The 17,504-nt window shown below is 52.5% G+C and carries 12 protein-coding genes; 10 read left to right on the top strand and 2 right to left on the bottom strand.

Translation table 11 applies throughout. The annotated features are described in order from the left end of the window. The 4 genes from PGY33_RS10555 to PGY33_RS10540 form a co-directional block, all read left to right on the top strand. Positions 1-1,350 (top strand): type IA DNA topoisomerase (locus PGY33_RS10555; RefSeq protein WP_270478534.1); only part of this gene is annotated, 1,350 nt, incomplete at its 5' end. Next, positions 1,347-1,625, top strand: coding sequence for an immunoglobulin (locus tag PGY33_RS10550; protein ID WP_270478533.1), 279 nt, complete (start codon positions 1,347-1,349; stop codon positions 1,623-1,625). The genes PGY33_RS10555 and PGY33_RS10550, both read left to right, overlap by 4 nt. Before the next feature lie 6 nt (positions 1,626-1,631). Next, positions 1,632-5,000 carry an LPD28 domain-containing protein gene (locus PGY33_RS10545; RefSeq protein ID WP_270478531.1) on the top strand — a complete coding sequence of 1,123 codons (3,369 nt, stop codon included), beginning with the start codon at positions 1,632-1,634 and terminating at the stop codon, positions 4,998-5,000. A gap of 1 nt (position 5,001) precedes the next feature. Then, positions 5,002-5,217, top strand: a complete 216-nt coding sequence (locus PGY33_RS10540) for a transposon-transfer assisting family protein (RefSeq protein ID WP_003526257.1) — start codon at positions 5,002-5,004, stop codon at positions 5,215-5,217. A 261-nt stretch (positions 5,218-5,478) separates the two neighbouring features. Here PGY33_RS10540 and PGY33_RS10535 read toward each other — a convergent pair whose 3' ends face one another. Then, complete coding sequence (locus PGY33_RS10535) at positions 5,479-6,081, bottom strand: hypothetical protein (RefSeq protein ID WP_243026152.1); 603 nt, start codon at positions 6,079-6,081, stop codon at positions 5,479-5,481. On the opposite strand from PGY33_RS10535, the gene PGY33_RS10530 reads away from it, so the two are divergent. The 6 genes from PGY33_RS10530 (at position 6,068) to PGY33_RS10505 (ending at position 15,984) form a co-directional block, all read left to right on the top strand. After that, positions 6,068-6,424, top strand: a complete 357-nt coding sequence (locus PGY33_RS10530; protein WP_226906289.1) for a TnpV protein — start codon at positions 6,068-6,070, stop codon at positions 6,422-6,424. The two genes, PGY33_RS10535 and PGY33_RS10530, sit on opposite strands and share 14 nt — an antisense overlap. Before the next feature lie 110 nt (positions 6,425-6,534). Beyond that, positions 6,535-14,085: an SNF2-related protein gene (locus PGY33_RS10525; RefSeq protein ID WP_442865574.1), complete on the top strand. Its 7,551-nt coding sequence runs from the start codon at positions 6,535-6,537 to the stop codon at positions 14,083-14,085. Position 14,086: 1 nt separating this feature from the next. Next, complete coding sequence (locus PGY33_RS10520; protein WP_270478528.1) at positions 14,087-14,893, top strand: DUF3849 domain-containing protein; 807 nt, start codon at positions 14,087-14,089, stop codon at positions 14,891-14,893. After that, positions 14,890-15,234, top strand: coding sequence for a plasmid mobilization protein (locus PGY33_RS10515; RefSeq protein WP_425518628.1), 345 nt, complete (start codon positions 14,890-14,892; stop codon positions 15,232-15,234). Before PGY33_RS10520 ends, PGY33_RS10515 begins: the two co-directional genes overlap by 4 nt. Positions 15,235-15,385: 151 nt before the next feature. Further along, the gene (locus PGY33_RS10510; RefSeq protein WP_015529855.1) at positions 15,386-15,688 is read left to right on the top strand and encodes a hypothetical protein; all 303 of its coding nucleotides are present in this window, start codon (positions 15,386-15,388) and stop codon (positions 15,686-15,688) included. Then, a complete protein-coding gene (locus PGY33_RS10505; RefSeq protein WP_097772891.1) occupies positions 15,685-15,984 on the top strand; it encodes a CD1845 family protein in 300 nt (99 codons plus the stop codon). Before PGY33_RS10510 ends, PGY33_RS10505 begins: the two co-directional genes overlap by 4 nt. A 73-nt stretch (positions 15,985-16,057) precedes the next feature. Here PGY33_RS10505 and PGY33_RS10500 read toward each other — a convergent pair whose 3' ends face one another. Further along, positions 16,058-17,470: an ATP-binding protein gene (locus tag PGY33_RS10500; protein WP_270478525.1), complete on the bottom strand. Its 1,413-nt coding sequence runs from the start codon at positions 17,468-17,470 to the stop codon at positions 16,058-16,060. Positions 17,471-17,504 lie beyond the last annotated feature (34 nt).

Genomic DNA, 17,504 nt, shown 5'->3' with positions numbered 1-17,504 from the left:
GATAGTATACCATACTGTCTAACAAATGGGGTGCAGTTCATCTATGACCTGACTACTCTGCAAAGAGATGCCAACCGCCTGCTTGGATTTACAGCCCAGCAGACCCTGGACTATCTGCAAAGCCTGTATGAAAAGAAGCTCTGCACCTATCCCCGTACTGACAGCCGCTATCTGACCAGTGATATGGCAGACAGCTTGCCGGTGCTGGTGAATCTGGTTGCCAATGCTATGCCGTTTCGCAAAGGGATCGCCATTACCTGTGATCCGCAGACGGTCATCAACGATAAGAAAGTAACCGACCACCACGCAGTAATTCCCACCCGAAATCTCAAGGATGCAGACCTTTCTGCCCTTCCTGCGGGAGAAAAAGCAGTGCTGGAGCTGGTGGCCCTGCGTCTGCTGTGCGCCGTGGCCCAGCCCCATATCTATTCGGAAACCGTTGTGATTGCAGCGTGTGCCGGTGGGAAATTTACCGCCAAAGGAAAAACGGTGAGGCACCCCGGATGGAAAGCACTGGAGGACGCTTACCGTGCCAAAACGAAGGATGCAGAGCCGAAAAAAGAGGGTGCAGAGACAGCCCTGCCGGAGCTGACTGAAGGACAGACCCTTTCGGTTTCTGCGGCAATCGTCAAAGAAGGCAAAAGCAGTCCGCCCCAGCACTTTACGGAGGACACCCTGTTGTCCGCGATGGAGACTGCCGGAAAAGAGGATATGCCGGAGGATGCCGAGCGAAAAGGTCTGGGGACACCGGCCACCCGTGCCGGTATTTTGGAAAAGCTGGTATCTGCCGGTTTTCTGGAACGAAAAAAGAGCAGGAAAACGGTGCAGCTTCTCCCTTCCCACGATGCAGTTTCCCTGATCACCGTTCTGCCGGAACAATTGCAATCGCCGCTTCTGACTGCCGAGTGGGAGTACCGACTGGGCGAGATCGAGCGCGGGCAGCTTGCCCCAGAGGAGTTTTTGGACGGGATCAGCACCATGCTGAAAGACTTGGTGGGAACTTATCAGGTCATCAAGGGAACTGAGTACCTGTTCACTCCGCCCCGTGAGGTGGTGGGCAAATGCCCTCGCTGCGGCGGTGAAGTTGCAGAACTGCAAAAAGGCTTCTTCTGTCAGAATGATTCTTGCAAATTTGCAATCTGGAAAAATAACAAATGGTGGGCTGCCAAGAAAAAACAGCCGACCAAGGCTGTGGTGTCTGCACTGCTTAACGATGGCCGTGTCCGTGTGACGGGCCTATATTCGGAGAAAACCGGAAAGGCCTACGATGCCGCTGTGGTTTTGGAGGACGATGGACAATACGCCAACTTCAAGCTGGAATTTGACCAGCGGAAAGGAGGTAGTCGATGAAGCTCTCTTTAGTGGAACGGGAAACTATTCTCCTCTATAACCAGGCAGAACCAATGGCTGAGATCTATACCCATGATCCCCGTCTGATGGAGAAGCTGGATCTGCTGGCAAAAAAGCACCCCGACCAGATCACCCGAAAGGATGCCCATAACTTTACCGTCCCCAAGCGGTGTGTATCAGTCAGGGAGCCATATAGCGCAGAACGCCGCAAAGCTGCCAGTGAGCGTGCGAAAGTTGCCGGATACCAACCTCCTGTGAGAAAGCCCAGCGGTTAAAGGCACATGGCAGAGAATGTATTTGAAGCAGTCAAGCAGTCGGTCAGCACCAGAGATGCGGCAGCGTTTTATGGGATCGAGGTCAAACGAAATGGCATGGCCTGCTGTCCCTTTCACGATGATAAGAACCCAAGCATGAAGGTAGACCAGCGGTTCCACTGCTTTGGCTGCGGTGAAGATGGGGATGTGATCGACTTTACCGCAAAGCTCTTTGACCTCTCCTCAAAAGAAGCGGCGGAGAAACTGGCACAGGACTTTGGCCTGATCTATGACAGTCAGGCCCCTCCCCGTAGGAGATATGTCCGGCAGAAAACCGAGGCGCAGAAGTTTCGTGAGGACCGGCAGCGGTGTTATCGCGTACTGTCCGATTACTACCATCTGCTGAAAAAATGGGGGATTGACCATTCTCCCCGGACACCGGAGGAAGAACTGCACCCCCGTTTTGTGGAAGCGATCCAGAAGGAAACCTATGTAGAGTACCTGCTGGACCTTTTTCTTTATGAAAGTGAAGAAGAACAAAAGGCATGGATTGCAGAACACACAGCAGAAATCACACACTTGGAAAGGAGATTGAAAATCATGGCTGAGAACAAACCCACCAACCGAGAGCGGCTAAGGGAAATCACAGATGGCATCGAGCAGGGGATCAAGGAACTGTTTGAGAGTGAAAAGTATATGCGCTATCTGTCCGTCATGTCCCGCTTCCACCGCTATTCGGTAAACAACACCATGCTCATCTATATGCAGAAGCCGGACGCTACATTAGTAGCCGGATACAATAAGTGGAAAGACCAGTTTGAGCGTCATGTAAAAAAGGGCGAGCATGGCATTACCATCATCGCCCCCACACCGTATAAGAAGAAAATCGAGGAGCAGAAGCTGGACCCGGATACCAAGGCTCCGATTCTGGATAAAGACGGAAAGATCGTCACAGAGGAAAAAGAAATCGAAATCCCCATGTTTCGCCCGGTCAAGGTCTTTGATGTAAGCCAGACCGACGGGAAACCTTTGCCGGAGCTTGCTTCCTCCCTTTCCGGCAATGTGCCAAATTATGAGGTATTTATGGAGGCTCTGCGCCGCAGTGCGCCGGTGCCGATCACTTTTGAAGCAATGGCCACCGATACGGACGGCTATTTTTCTGCCGATCATCAGAAAATCGCCATTCGTCAGGGCATGAGTGAGGTGCAGACGGTTTCGGCCACAGTACACGAGATTGCCCACAGCAAGCTCCACAATCAGAAAAAGATTCAGATTGCCAATGACGAGCAATATCAGGAGATCGAGCTGTTTGATAAACCCGGTCTGTTCTCCAATGGGCGGATTGTCCGTGATAATCTGCCGGAGGGCGTTTATTGCTATGACCTGCGCGGTTCTGACTACGACCCCGGAGAGCCGGTCTGTGTAGAAGAACAAGTAGTTGTAAACCATGCAGGTTCCGTTCTGCTGATAGAGCCGCTGGAGCTGGCGGAAGATGGACGCCTGATGCTGACCGAGGAAGAAGGGCTGAATTTTGTTGGCGGCTTTTCTACCCTCACCCAGTTTTTGCAAGAACAGAGGAAAGACCGCCACACGGAGGAAGTGGAGGCTGAAAGCATCTCCTATGCGGTCTGCAAATATTTTGGCATTGAGACCGGAGAAAACAGCTTCGGCTATATTGCAAGCTGGAGTCAGGGCAAGGAACTGAAAGAGCTGAGAGCCAGTTTGGAGACCATCAATAAGACCTCCGGCACTTTGATCTCTGACATTGAGCGCCACTATAAGGAAATCTGCAAAGAGCGTGGGATTGATCCCCATGCAAAGGCAGAGCCGGAAACCGCCCCGATAGAGCAGCCAACCGGCAATCTGACCTACTATGTAGCAGAGTGCATGGAGTTTCCAAACCTTGGAGAATATCACGATAACCTGTCTTTGGAGGAGGCGGTCCGCATTTATCAGGAGATTCCGGCAGAGCGAATGAACGGGATCAAGGGCATTGGCTTTGAGCTGAAAGATGGAAGCGACTATGAAGGACCTTTTCCGATTTTGACCGGGCAGACCATTGACATGGACACCATTCAGGCAATCGACTATTACCGTGATAATCCGTTGGTGCAAAAAGCGGTAAAGGAACTGGCTGCGGCCATGCCGGAAATGGAGGTGCTGGGAGCGGACGCCAACCAGCAGGAGGCTTTGTTTCTGATCGACGATGCCACTTATCTTCATATCCAGCCCTGTGACAGTGGCTGGGACTATACCCTTTACGATGCCGCATCCATGAAAGAGCTGGATGGCGGTCAGCTGGATATGCCGGAGCTTTCCCGCAAAAATGCAGTTCTCCAGATTTGTGATGACAACAATCTGGACAGCACTTCGCTCAGACACGCTCCTATGTCCATGATTGAGACCTTGCAGGAAGCGGCCTATCAGCAAATGCAGGCAGAGACCAGTCAGATGACTGCTTCTTCCCAGCTGCCGGAAGCGCAGGAGCAGGCACTGGATGAATACCCCATGCCGGATGAGCAGGTATCCACACCGGATATGCAGGAATATGGCTACTCCTATGATGGGATGCTCCCTGTTACCAGAGAACGGGCGCTGGAACTGGATGCCGCCGGTTTGACCGTCTATGTGCTACATGAGGACAATACGGAGAGCATGGTGTTTGACCCGCAGGAAATCATGGATCATGGCGGTCTTTTCGGTGTGGACCATGAGGAATGGGAGAAAAGCCCTCAGTTCCACGAAAAGGTCATGGAGCGTCAGGAACATCAGCGGGAACGCGAACAGGCATTTCTCTCCCAGAACAGAGATTGCTTTGCCATCTATCAGGTAAGTCGTGACGATCCGCAGAATGTGCGCTTTATGAATCTGGACTGGTTAAAGTCCCATAACATTTCCATAGACCGCAGCAATTATGACCTCATTTACACAGCTCCTCTGAGGGAGTCTGGCACTGTGCCGGAGCAGCTGGAAAAACTCTATCAGCAATTCAATCTGGAAAAGCCCGTGGACTTTCACAGTCCCTCCATGAGCGTCAGCGACATCGTTGCGATCAGACAGGACGGTAAGGTATCCTGTCATTACTGTGACAGTGTTGGTTTTACCCAGATCCCCGGATTCCTGCCAGAAAACCCGCTGAAAAATGCGGAAATGATGCTGGAGGACGATTACGGCATGATCGACGGTATCATCAACAATGGCGCAAAAGAACCCACGGTGGCAGAGCTGGAACAGCAGGCCCGAAGCGGTCAGCCCATTTCCCTGATGGAGTTGGCAGCCGCCACCCATCGGGAGGAACGGGAAAAGAAAAAGTCCGTCATGGAGCAGCTGAAAGGCCAGCCCAAGACAGAACACAAAAAGACAGCACCCAAAAAGAGTGCGGAAAGGGAGATTTGATATGGGAAACTTTACTTTTGAGGAAATGAACCTGATGTGCATTTACAATACCGGCAGCCGCACCGGGCTGATTGACAGTCTGCGTGAGATGCGCGGCGAGCTTTCGCCGGAGGAAACGGAGCTGAGAGAGTTGACCGACAGCGCCCTTACGAAGCTCTGTGCGATGACCGATGAGAAGTTTGCCGAACTGGAGCTGTACCCGGATTTTGACCAGTAAACAACATAACCGCAGGGATGGGGTGGCGATCTGCCACCCCACCTTTTTACCCCAAAACTGAAAGGAGGACAGAACACTATGCCAACCAAAGCTGAACTATATGCACAGATGGCGGACAAGGTGGCAACGCAGCTCACGGGGAGCTGGCAGGAATGGGCAGGGTTTCTCACCACTGCTTCCCGCCTTTACAAGTACCCGTTCCATGAGCAGCTGATGATCTATGCCCAGCGACCGGACGCTACCGCCTGTGCAGAGTACGATTTATGGAATGAAAAGATGGGCCGTTATGTAAGGCGCGGTTCCAAGGGAATCGCTCTGGTGGATGATTCCGGGGACAGACCTCGCCTGCGTTATGTCTTTGACATTTCCGACACCGGAACCCGTGAACATTCCCGCACTCCCTGGCTGTGGCAGTTGGAGGAGCGCCATCTGGATTCCGTGCAGGCCATGCTGGAGCGCACCTATGATGTTTCCGGTGATGATCTTGCCGGACAGCTCACGGAGGTAGCTGGAAAACTGGCCGAGGAATACTGGACGGAGCATCAGCAGGACTTCTTCTATATCGTTGACGGTTCCTTTTTGGAGGAATATGATGAGTATAACATCGGAGTGCAGTTCAAGGCAGCCGCCACCGTCAGCATCACTTACGCTTTGATGTCCCGCTGTGGACTGGAGCCGGAACGCTACTTCGACCACGAAGATTTCATGGCGATCTTTGATTTCAACACCCCGTCCACCATCGGGGCGCTGGGAACAGCGGTCAGCCAGATCAACCAGCAGGTGCTGCGGCAGATCGGCGTTACCGTCCGAAATGCAGAGCGCGAAGCCAACCAAGAAAGGAGCAAGCAAGATGAACAATCCCATGACCTACATCCAGAACGGAGACTATCAGATTCCCGACCTGAAGCTGAGCCAGCAGCCGGAGAAACCCCTGGGCAAGTACGGCAGGATGAGGAAAACCTACCTGAAGGAACATCGTCCCATCCTCTACAACCAGATGTTGCTGAGCGAGAAGCTGTACCCGCACCTTCTGGAGATCGACGAGACCGCCCAGAGCAGACTGGAGCAGATGATGCCCCAGCTGGCGAAGGAAGCGGGAGCCACCGAGGAACTGAAAGCCAGCGATCCCATGAAGTGGGTGGGGCTGATGAACACCTGCAAAGCTCAGGCCGAGGAAATCCTGATGGCGGAGCTTATCAACAGCTGACTCTAAACCTGTTCCTCTCCGAAGCGGAACAGATCCAATCCATAGATGAAGCAGAGAATGTAGCGCATACATCCTCTGCTTTTTCTTTTGCCCAAAATGACATCGACCATGTGCTGCGTTTGGGCGGCAATACAGACCGTCAAAGGGAGCGTGTGGTTGCAGCCTTTGAAAAGCAGAAAACCACCGCTGAGATTGCCGAGATACTGAAAACGCTGTACTACGGCGGCAATGGCCTTGGCAGTGTGAGCGCATGGTATGCCGAGGATGGTATCCATCTTTCCCACGGGAAGTCTGTCCGTTATGACAGGTCTGCCCAGGTCATTTCCTGGGAGAGCGCCGCAGAGCGTATCGGGGAGCTTTTGGAGAGCGGCCAGTTTGCCTCCAATGTGGAGCTTGCGGAAGCGGCAGGCTATGAACGCTCCCTCCTTTCAGAAAAGCTCTGGTATCTGTACCACGATTTCAGCGAGGAAGCCAGAGAAGCCGGATATTTGTCCTGCCTGTCAGAGATCAAAGGCAATGGTTTCCCGGAGGAGACTCGCCGCCTGACGGAGCAGCTGAGTGACCCGGCTTTCCGCCAGACCCTCAAGGAAGAATACGCCGCCTTCTGGACTGCCTATCAGCAGGACCGTGACCTGTTGCGTTTTCACTATCACAGACCAAGGGAGATCTGGGAGAACCTGAAGGACCTTGACCTGCCACGCAGGACCTTTTCTTCAGAGCTTTTCCAAGTGCCAACCGTCCAGCACTTCATTACCGAGGATGAGATCGACGCCGCTATGACCGGCGGCAGCAGTTTCGCCGGAGGAAAAGGCCGTATCTATGCGTTCTTCATGGCAAACCATACGGATAAGGAGAAAGTGAGATTCCTCAAAGACGAGTATGGCATTGGCGGACGCTCTCATGCCCTGTCCGGCGCAACACACAGCGGCGAAGATCACGATGGGAAAGGACTGCACTATAAAAAGCAGGACTGCCCGGATGTTCACTTGAACTGGGAAAAGGTTGCCAAGCGCATTACCTCACTTGTCCAGAAAGACCGCTATCTTACCGAACAGGAACAGGCGCAGTATGACAAAATTCAGGCTGAAAAGGAACTGGCAGAAGAAGATGCCATTCAAGCACAGCAGCCGGAGGTGGAGAAAGAAACGCCAAAGCCTACCCTTGGGGAGCAGTTTGAGCAGTATAAGCCTGTGGTGACTGCCGCCATTTCCGAGGATGCAGCATACCGCAATGCCTGCGGTCATTCTGACCGTGAAAATGCTGTCATCGAGGGTAATGCCGCTGTGCGCCGTGCAGTCCTTGGTTCTAAGGAGATGGAGCTGATCCGACTCTATTCGGATGTGCCGGAGTTCCGTCAGCGTTTACACCGGGAAGTGATCGACGAGACCTATCCAAAGCTCCATGAGCTTCTGCGCCCTCTTTCTCAGGAAGATATTGATACTGCCCTTTGTGCATGGAACGGCAATATCGAGAGTAAACACGCTGTTGTCCGCTATATGAAAGACCATGCAAGAGAAAAAGATACCGCCGCATGGCTGGCTCAGGAATACGGCGGCAGTAACAGCAACAGCCTGTTCGTTGTCCGTGCCGGCAGCCCGGAGGAAACGCAGCTGCCCTGGCCGAAGGTACAGCGCCGGATTGCCCAGCTCATTCAGGAGGACCGGTTCTATACCGAAGAAGAACAGGACCGTTTTGACGACATCGACCCCATCGCCATCCGGGAAGCTCTGGAAGAAAGAGGGATCGTCAACGGCCAGGTGGCAGACACGGAAAAACTGGACAATGCCCCGTTTATCCAACAGGTGATGTCGGATGTAGAGCAGATCGCAGCTGCTGAGACAGAGCAGACTTCCGAAGTTGCTATTTCCGATGAGGAATATGATGCAGTTCGCCGCCCAATTCCGCAAAGAACCTCCTATGACCCAGCCGCCCCGGTCTATGCCGTGGGCGATACCGTGTATATCGAGGATGACGCCTATCAGATCACCGAGCTGCGGGAGGACACCGTACAGCTTCTGCCCACCGGGATGGTATATCCCATCTACCGGGCAGAGCGCAAAGAACAGTTCGAGCAGCTGCTTCGGGCAGACCGCCGCAATGCTTACTATACCGAGTTTCTTCCTATTGACCCGGACAAGGCAGATCAGGACTTGCGGGATGTATTGGCTCATGGACTGATGGATGAAGCGGATAAAAAGCAGATTTCCACGCTGCTGGAATCCGGCAGGAGCAACAGCGAGATCTCCTACTGGCTGAGCAGAGCCTATGCCGGTGAGATCGAGACACTGAATCTGGAGACTGGCGATATTGCCGATTACCGTACCACGGCACAGGGCATAGAGCTGGAAGTCATGGATGCAGAGGAAAAGCGTCTGGCTATGCTGTATTTCCGCTGGGATGAGGTTGCACCTTTGCTGCGCGGGATGTACGCCCGTCAGCAGGACGGTTTGGGACAGGAACAGCCCCAACCGGTTACCGAATCCCCGACCTTCCATTCCGAGACCATGGCCGTCTATCCGGGCGATAAGAACCATCTGCCTTATGATGTGGTGGTGGAACGGCTGCATATCGAGGAGCCGGAGCCGCCAGCACCTGTGACAGAGCCGGAGAAAACTTTTGAGGAAGTGCTGGACGAACACTCGGTTTCCATTCAGGTCAATGGCCAGTGGCAGACTTTCCCCAATGCCAAAGCTGCCGAGAAAGCCTCCTATGAGGAATACAAGGATAACCTGCGCCGCAATGCAAAAAACTTCCGCATTACAGACGAGCATTTGGGCGAAGGTGGTCCGAAAGCCAAGTTCCAGGCAAATGTCAATGCGATTCGTTTGCTGAAAGAGCTGGAAGCTGCCGGACAGCAGGCAAGCCCCGAACAGCAGGAGGTTCTTTCTCGATATGTGGGCTGGGGCGGTCTCTCTGATGCTTTTGACCCGGAGAAACCGGCATGGGCTTTAGAGTATGCCCAGCTAAAAGAACTGCTGACCCCGGAGGAATATGCCGCCGCCAGAAGCTCTACCCTCAACGCCCATTATACCAGCCCTACGGTCATTCAGGCCATCTATGAAGCGGTGGACCGTATGGGATTTGAGACCGGAAATATTCTGGAGCCGTCTATGGGTGTGGGCAATTTCTTTGGTATGCTGCCGGAGAAAATGCGAAACAGCCGTCTGTACGGCGTGGAGCTGGACCCTGTTTCCGGGCACATCGCAAAGCAGCTCTATCCCAAGGCGGACATCACAGTAGGCGGCTTTGAGACCACCGACAGGCGTGACTTCTTTGACCTTGCCATCGGCAATGTGCCGTTCGGTCAGTATCAGGTCAACGACAAAGCCTACAACAAGCTGAATTTCAGTATTCATAACTATTTTTTTGCCAAAGCACTGGATCAGGTGCGTCCCGGCGGCGTGGTAGCTTTTGTGACCTCCCGATATACCATGGACGCCAAGGATTCCACCGTGCGCCGCTATCTTGCCCAGCGTGCCGAGCTGCTGGGAGCGATCCGTCTGCCTAATGATGCGTTCAAAAAGAATGCCGGTGCCGAGGTTGTATCGGACATCATCTTTCTCCAAAAGCGGGACCGTCCGCTGGACATTGCACCAGAGTGGACGCAGACCGGACAAACGGAGGATGGGTTTGTCATCAACCGGTATTTTATCGACCACCCGGAAATGGTGCTGGGCAGACAGGAGCCGGTAAGCACTGCTCATGGTATGGACTACACCGTGAACCCTATCGAGGGACTGGAGCTTTCCGACCAGCTGCATGATGCGGTGAAGTATATTCATGGCACTTATCAGGAGGCAGAGCTGCCGGAGCTGGGCGAAGGCGAAGCTATTGACACCTCCATTCCTGCCGACCCCAATGTGAAGAACTATTCCTATGCCATTGTAGACGGGCAGGTGTACTACCGGGAAAACAGCCGTATGGTGCGCCCTGACCTCAACGCCACCGCCGAAGCCCGTGTAAAAGGTCTTGTGGGACTGCGTGATTGTGTGCAGGAACTGATCGACCTTCAGATGGATGCAGCAGTTCCGGACAGCACCATTACCCAAAAGCAGGCGGAACTGAACAGCCTCTATGACAGCTTTTCTGCAAAATACGGTCTCATCAATGACCGTGCAAACCGACTGGCCTATGCAGACGATTCTTCCTATTACCTGCTCTGTGCGCTGGAAGTCATCGACGAGGATGGGAAACTGGAACGTAAGGCAGATATGTTCACCAAACGGACCATCAAGCCCCATCAGGCGGTGGCTGTGGTGGATACGGCAAGTGAAGCACTGGCGGTGTCCATCTCGGAAAAAGCCTGCGTGGATATGGACTATATGAGCCAGCTTACCGGAAAAACAAAAGAAGAACTGGCCGGAGAGCTGCAAGGCGTCATCTTCCGTGTACCGGGACAGTTGGAGCAGGACGGAACGCCCCATTATGTGACTGCTGATGAATACCTCTCTGGCAATGTACGCCGCAAACTGCGTCAGGCGCAGCGGGCGGCACAGCAGGACCCTTCTTTTGCAGTCAATGTGGAAGCTCTTACCGCCGCGCAGCCCAAAGACCTGGATGCGTCGGAGGTCGAGGTGCGTCTGGGCGCTACCTGGATCGACAAAGAGTACATCCAGCAGTTTATGTATGAGACCTTCAACACCCCGTTTTATCTCCAGCGCAGTATCGAGGTCAACTATTCGTCCTTTACCGCTGAATGGCAGATCAAGGGGAAATCTTCCGTATCCTACAACGATGTGGCAGCCTACACCACCTACGGAACCAGCCGTGCCAATGCCTACAAGATTTTGGAGGACAGCCTGAACCTGCGAGATGTCCGTATCTATGACACCATAGAGGACGCAGACGGAAAAGAGCGCCGCGTGCTGAACGCCAAGGAGACCACCCTGGCTGCCCAAAAACAGCAAGCTATCAGGGAAGCCTTTAGGGACTGGATCTGGAGAGACCCGGAACGCCGCCAGACTTTGGTGAGCCAGTACAACGAGGAAATGAACTCTACCCGTCCCCGCGAATATGATGGCAGCCATATCACTTTTGGGGGCATGAACCCGGCCATTACCCTGCGGGAACACCAGAAAAGCGCCATTGCCCATGTGCTGTATGGAGGAAATACCCTGTTGGCACATGAAGTAGGCGCAGGCAAAACTTTTGAGATGGTAGCTGCTTCGATGGAAGGCAAACGCCTGGGACTGTGCCAGAAATCTCTCTTTGTGGTTCCAAACCATCTGACCGAGCAGTGGGCGTCGGAGTTTCTGCGTCTCTATCCTTCCGCCAACATCTTAGTCACAACCAAAAAGGACTTTGAGACCCATAACCGCAAAAAGTTCTGCGCCCGTATTGCGACCGGTGACTACGACGCCATCATCATGGGACACAGTCAGTTTGAGCGTATCCCCATCAGCCGGGAGCGTCAGGAAAGGCTTCTCTATGAGCAGATCGACGAGATCACCGAGGGCATCGCAGAGGTGCAGGCCAGCGGCGGCGAGCGTTTTACCGTCAAGCAGCTGGAGCGTACCAGAAAGTCTCTGGAAGCCAGACTGGAAAAGCTGCAAGCCGAGGGGCGAAAAGATGATGTGGTAACTTTTGAGCAGCTGGGTGTGGACCGGCTGTTTGTGGACGAGGCCCACAACTACAAGAACCTGTTTTTATACACAAAAATGCGGAATGTGGCTGGTCTCTCCACCAGCGATGCCCAAAAGTCCAGCGATATGTTTGCCAAGTGCCGCTATATGGATGAGATTACCGGAAACCGTGGCGTGATCTTTGCCACCGGAACGCCGGTCAGCAACTCCATGACCGAGCTTTACACCATGCAGCGTTATCTTCAGTATGAACGCCTGCAAGAACTGAACATGACCCACTTCGACTGCTGGGCTTCCCGATTTGGGGAGACCGTCACAGCATTGGAGCTGGCACCGGAGGGAACCGGCTACCGGGCAAGAACGAGATTCAGCAAGTTTTTCAACCTCCCAGAGCTGATGAACCTGTTCAAAGAAGTGGCGGACATCAAGACCGCCGACCAACTGAATCTGCCTACCCCGGAGGTGGAATACCACAATGTTGTGGCGCAGCCCACCGAACATCAGCAGGAAATGGTCAAAGCTCTTTCGGAGCGTGCATCGCTGGTACACAGCGGAACCGTTGACCCGTCTCAGGACAATATGCTCAAGATTACCTCGGATGGCCGCAAGCTGGGGCTTGACCAGAGAATCGTCAACCAGATGCTGCCGGATGAACCTGGCACAAAGGTCAATCAGTGCGTGGACAACATCATGCAGATCTGGCGGGATGGCGAAGCTGACAAGCTGACCCAGCTGGTGTTCTGCGACATTTCTACACCGCAGGCAAAAGCTACTGCAAGCAAGGCGGCGAAAACGCTGGATAATCCACTGCTTCACGCATTGGAAGGCGCTGTGCCTCTGCCGGAGCAGGAACCGGTCTTTACGGTATATGACGATATTCGTCAGAAACTCATTGCTCAGGGAATGCCTGCCGACCAGATCGCTTTTATCCATGAAGCCAATACCGAAGTGCGGAAAAAGGAGCTGTTCTCTAAGGTCCGTACCGGTCAGGTTCGTGTCCTTTTGGGAAGCACCGCAAAGATGGGCGCAGGCACCAATGTGCAAGACCGTCTGGTGGCACTTCATGACCTGGACTGTCCGTGGAGACCGGGAGACCTTGCCCAGCGCAAGGGCCGTATCGAGCGCCAGGGCAACCAGAATCCCCTTGTCCATGTGTACCGCTATGTGACCGAAGGAACCTTTGACGCATACCTCTGGCAGACGGTGGAGAACAAGCAGAAATTCATCAGCCAGATCATGACTTCTAAATCGCCGGTGCGCTCCTGCGATGATGTGGATGAAACAGCCCTCAGTTTTGCCGAGATCAAGGCTCTGTGTGCCGGAGATCCCCGTATCAAAGAGCGTATGGATTTGGATGTGGAGGTATCCCGCTTGAAGCTGATGAAAGCCGACCACCAGAGTAAGCAGTACCGCTTGGAGGATCAGTTGCTCAAATATTTCCCGGAGGAGATTGAAAAGCACAAGGGCTTTATCAAGGGCTTTGAATCCGATCTGGAGGTTTTGGCAGCGCACCCGCACCCGGAGGACGGTTTTGCTGGTATGGAGATTCGTGGAGACCTGCTGACCGATAAGGAGAACGCCGGTGCAGCCCTTTTGGATGCCTGCAAAGAGGTCAAAACCTCCGATCCGGTGCAGATCGGCAGCTACCGGGGCTATGCCATGTCCGTGGAATTTTCCGCTTGGAAACAGGAATATACGCTCCTGCTGAAAGGACAGATGACCCACCGGGCAACCCTTGGTACAGACCCTCGCGGAAATCTTACCCGTATCGACAATGCCCTCGCCCAGATGCCCCAGCGTCTGGAGGCGGCAAAGGCCCAGCTGGATAACCTCTATCAGCAGCAGGCTGCCGCAAAGGAGGAAGTCGGAAAGCCATTCCTTTATGAAGAAGAACTGAGAAGCAAAAACGCCCGTCTGGTGGAGCTGGATACCCTGCTCAACATCGACGGAAAGGGGCAGGCACACACCGAGTCTGTTGTTGCCAAAAGCACACGGCTTTCGGTGCTGGATAACCTAAAACGCCCGGTGCAACCCCGCAGTACAGACAAGAAACCAAAACAGCATGAGGAGGTGCGATAACATGAATACCAATAATCTGAATGCGGCCATTTATGAAAAGATGGCCACTGAGCAGGAAAAATACAGGGACTGGTTGCAAAGCCAGCCCCCGGAAGAAATCCTGCACCACACCTATGAATATACTGTCCGTGAGGACATCGTGATGGCGATGGAGGAGCTGGAGCTGACCGACGCCCAGGCACAGGCGCTTTTGGATTCCCCCTCGCCGCTGGCTGATGTGTACCGTTATTTTGAAAAGCTGGAGACCGGCTACATGGATGTGATCCGGGACAGCATTGAAAACCGTGCCGATGATGTGTGCAGGGCGCAGGAAGAATTACGAACTGCTCCTCTCTACCACCATTCTGCCGCCTATGCGTCCGAGCATGGAGAGATGGCACAATATAACCGTTCGTATCAGGCGAACAGCGCCTGCAAAGAAGCCATTGAGCAGACCATCAGCGCCCACTATGCAGAGAATCGGCTGGATACGGAGGCTGCGGTCAAAGATGTGCTGGAAAAGTTCGGGGCGGAACGGGTACAGTTCATTCTTGCAAACACCATCCAGCACAAGAACCATGACGGGCGTATCTCTCAGGACAATAAAGCCTGGGCAAAAACCATTCCCATGCCGGAGGACAGCGGCGCTTCCCGCCACTGCGCCTATCTGGTTGTGGATGGGGTCAATCCCGGTCTGACCGATCTGTTTACCAGGCAGGCCAGAAAAAGCATGCAGGAACAGCAGAAAAGTTCTGTTCTGCAAAAGCTCAAGCAGGAACCGCCTGCCCGCAAGCCTGCCACCCCGAAAAAACGGGAGCCGGAGCGATAACCATGGCAAAGCGCAAGCGGGATGTGCCGGTTTTGTTTTGGGTGTCCGCAGAAGAACTGGAACTGATCCATCAAAAGATGCAGCAATACGGGACAGAGAATTTGAGCGCTTATCTGCGGAAAATGGCGCTGGATGGTTATGTGGTCAAGCTGGAACTGCCAGAGCTGAAGGAGCTGGTCTCCCTGATGCGCCGAAGCAGCAACAACTTGAACCAGCTGACCCGCAAAGTGCATGAGACCGGGCGGGTTTATAATGCTGACTTGGAGGATATATCCCAGCGGCAGGAACAACTGTGGGAGGGTGTGAAGGAAATCCTTACTCAACTCTCCAAACTTTCATAACAGGGATAGATACTCCATTTGCGGAGGGAGGAACGGCGTTTCTTCGCCGCACCTTCCTCCGCTTTTTCTTTTTGTCTGTATCCTTGTCTTTTGCCTGTCCGTACCGGATAATATGAGTAGAATAAGAAGCGTAGCAAAGGAGTGAAAACAGATGCTGACCTTTGAAAAGGTGCTAGAGATTTTTGCGGATTACCTAACCGCAGACGAGACCATAGAAGTTTATATCAGCCGCCATGGATGTGTAAGAGTTGAATTTGACCAAGATTTTCACTATTGCTCTGGCGAGGTGTGCCATACTCCCAAGGAACTGTTCGACCTCTTAGCCGATGATTACCGGACTTATCTGGAGATTGAACTGACCAAAGGAAAACGGGAAGTGACGGAAGATGATGAGAGAGAAGCGGATGCCCTATGCAAACAGTATCTGGAGCGTTGGAAGGAGGAACAGAAATGAAGATTTTGAAATGTCTGCTGATGATCGTAACTGCACCGGTCATTTTGGTGTTGACGCTTTTTGTCTGGCTCTGCACGGGGCTGATCTACATATCCGGTCTGGTGCTTGGTCTACTAAGCACGGTAATTGCTCTGCTTGGCGTGGCTGTGCTGATTACCTATTCCCCGCAGAATGGTGTGATTTTGCTGGTTATGGCATTTTTGATTAGCCCGATGGGGCTGCCGCTGGCTGCGATCTGGCTGCTGAGCAAGGTGCAGAGTTTGAAATTTGCGATCCAGGATTGGGTGTATGGGTAAATGATGTGAATATAATTTGGAATGAAAAGAAGCAGGACAATGGGAGATGAGACCCACTGCCCTGCTTCTCTGTTTATTCGGAACGAACTGTAATATATTTTTGATTGCGACTTTTAGGTTTATCGGGAATAGTCATTTCTAATTGCCCGGATTCTAAAAGCGGATTGATATGCTTCAAAGTGAAGTTTCTTAAATCTTTGAAGCCGCAAAATACTGCAAGCTCTTTCTTGGATTTTGGTGTTGTGCAAAAAGCCAAAATCTGTTTGGACACCGTTGATAGTTCAATATCTTGGTGGGTAACTTGGTGGATAACTTGGTGGGTGTCATCCTCTAAGTTGTAGTTTACATTTTTCAAGATGACCCTGAAATCTGTTGCTGTTGAGGAAAATTCAGGCTTATATGCCGCTGTATATCCAGGTAGCTTTTCGGTTTCACTGACGATTTTGCGTAGGCCACTTCCACGGCGTTCCATGTACTTCATGCGGTGGAACAGGTCAGCAATCACAGGGTTTCGCCGCATGGAACGGATACTGTAAATATCGTATTCCTGAATTGAGCCGCCGCCAAACATACCGCCAGGAGATGTGATTTCCACCCGATCATCAAACATATCAATATGGATTTCGCTGCCAAGCACAATATAATCACGATGGATAAGCGCATTGACAAGAGCCTCTGTCACAGCTCGTTCAGCATAATCCGGCTTGTCTACACGATACTGTGCCTCTTTGACAAAACGGACTTTGGAATTATTGCGAATAAATTCACTGCCGCTTTTCAGTAGATAAATCAGATTCCCTTCGTATTCTTTATCGTCCAGCGCATCATCAAAGATAGAGCCTTTTTCCAAGCCATTCCACCGGGTACAGAACATACGGGAGTTATAAACTGTGTGCTGATCGGTCATGAGATTTCCGGCATTGGTCAAGAACCCATTTTTGTCAGCCAAACCGAAGGAGACATAATCGGATGGCTCAAAGCGGAGACCAGTCCGTTCCAGATAGGTTGCTTCCAGAAGTGTAAAGCTGTAATCCTTTTTTACCGCGTCTGTTGTTAGGGTATCAAAGGACTGATTGGTTCCCTTTAAGATCAGTTCATTCACAATGTAATCCGGTGCAATTACGCTTTCATTTCCAACACGGATGTATGCTTCCATTACTCCGTCTGCCTTGTAATAGTATGGGGTGCTGCGGCCAGGAGAAACCTCCAGAGCCAACAGGTTTTTACCATCTTCCTGCAATGGCTTTAAGATAAACTGCGGTAATGGTGTGATACGTTCTTTGATTAAGCGGCTGATCGCTTCAGCATCCTTTTGAACATCGGACAAGCCGATAGGCTCCCGGTCATCGGAGACTCCGAAAAACAGAGTGCCGCCAATTCCATTGGAAAAGGCACTGACACTTTTTAACCAGCTTTTTGGCTTTTTTATTTCGAGAGCAACTTTGAAATCACATTCGGTTGCTTCAGCAATGAGCTGTTCTATCATAAAATCCCTCCTTTGAGGTATTGGTAGTTTCTTT

Source organism: Butyricicoccus sp. AF18-9LB, from assembly GCF_027684505.1.
GTDB classification, from domain to species: domain Bacteria; phylum Bacillota; class Clostridia; order Oscillospirales; family Butyricicoccaceae; genus Agathobaculum; species Agathobaculum butyriciproducens.
The sequence above is the reverse complement of the archived record's forward strand: the minus strand, read 5'-3'. Positions and strand labels throughout refer to the sequence as shown.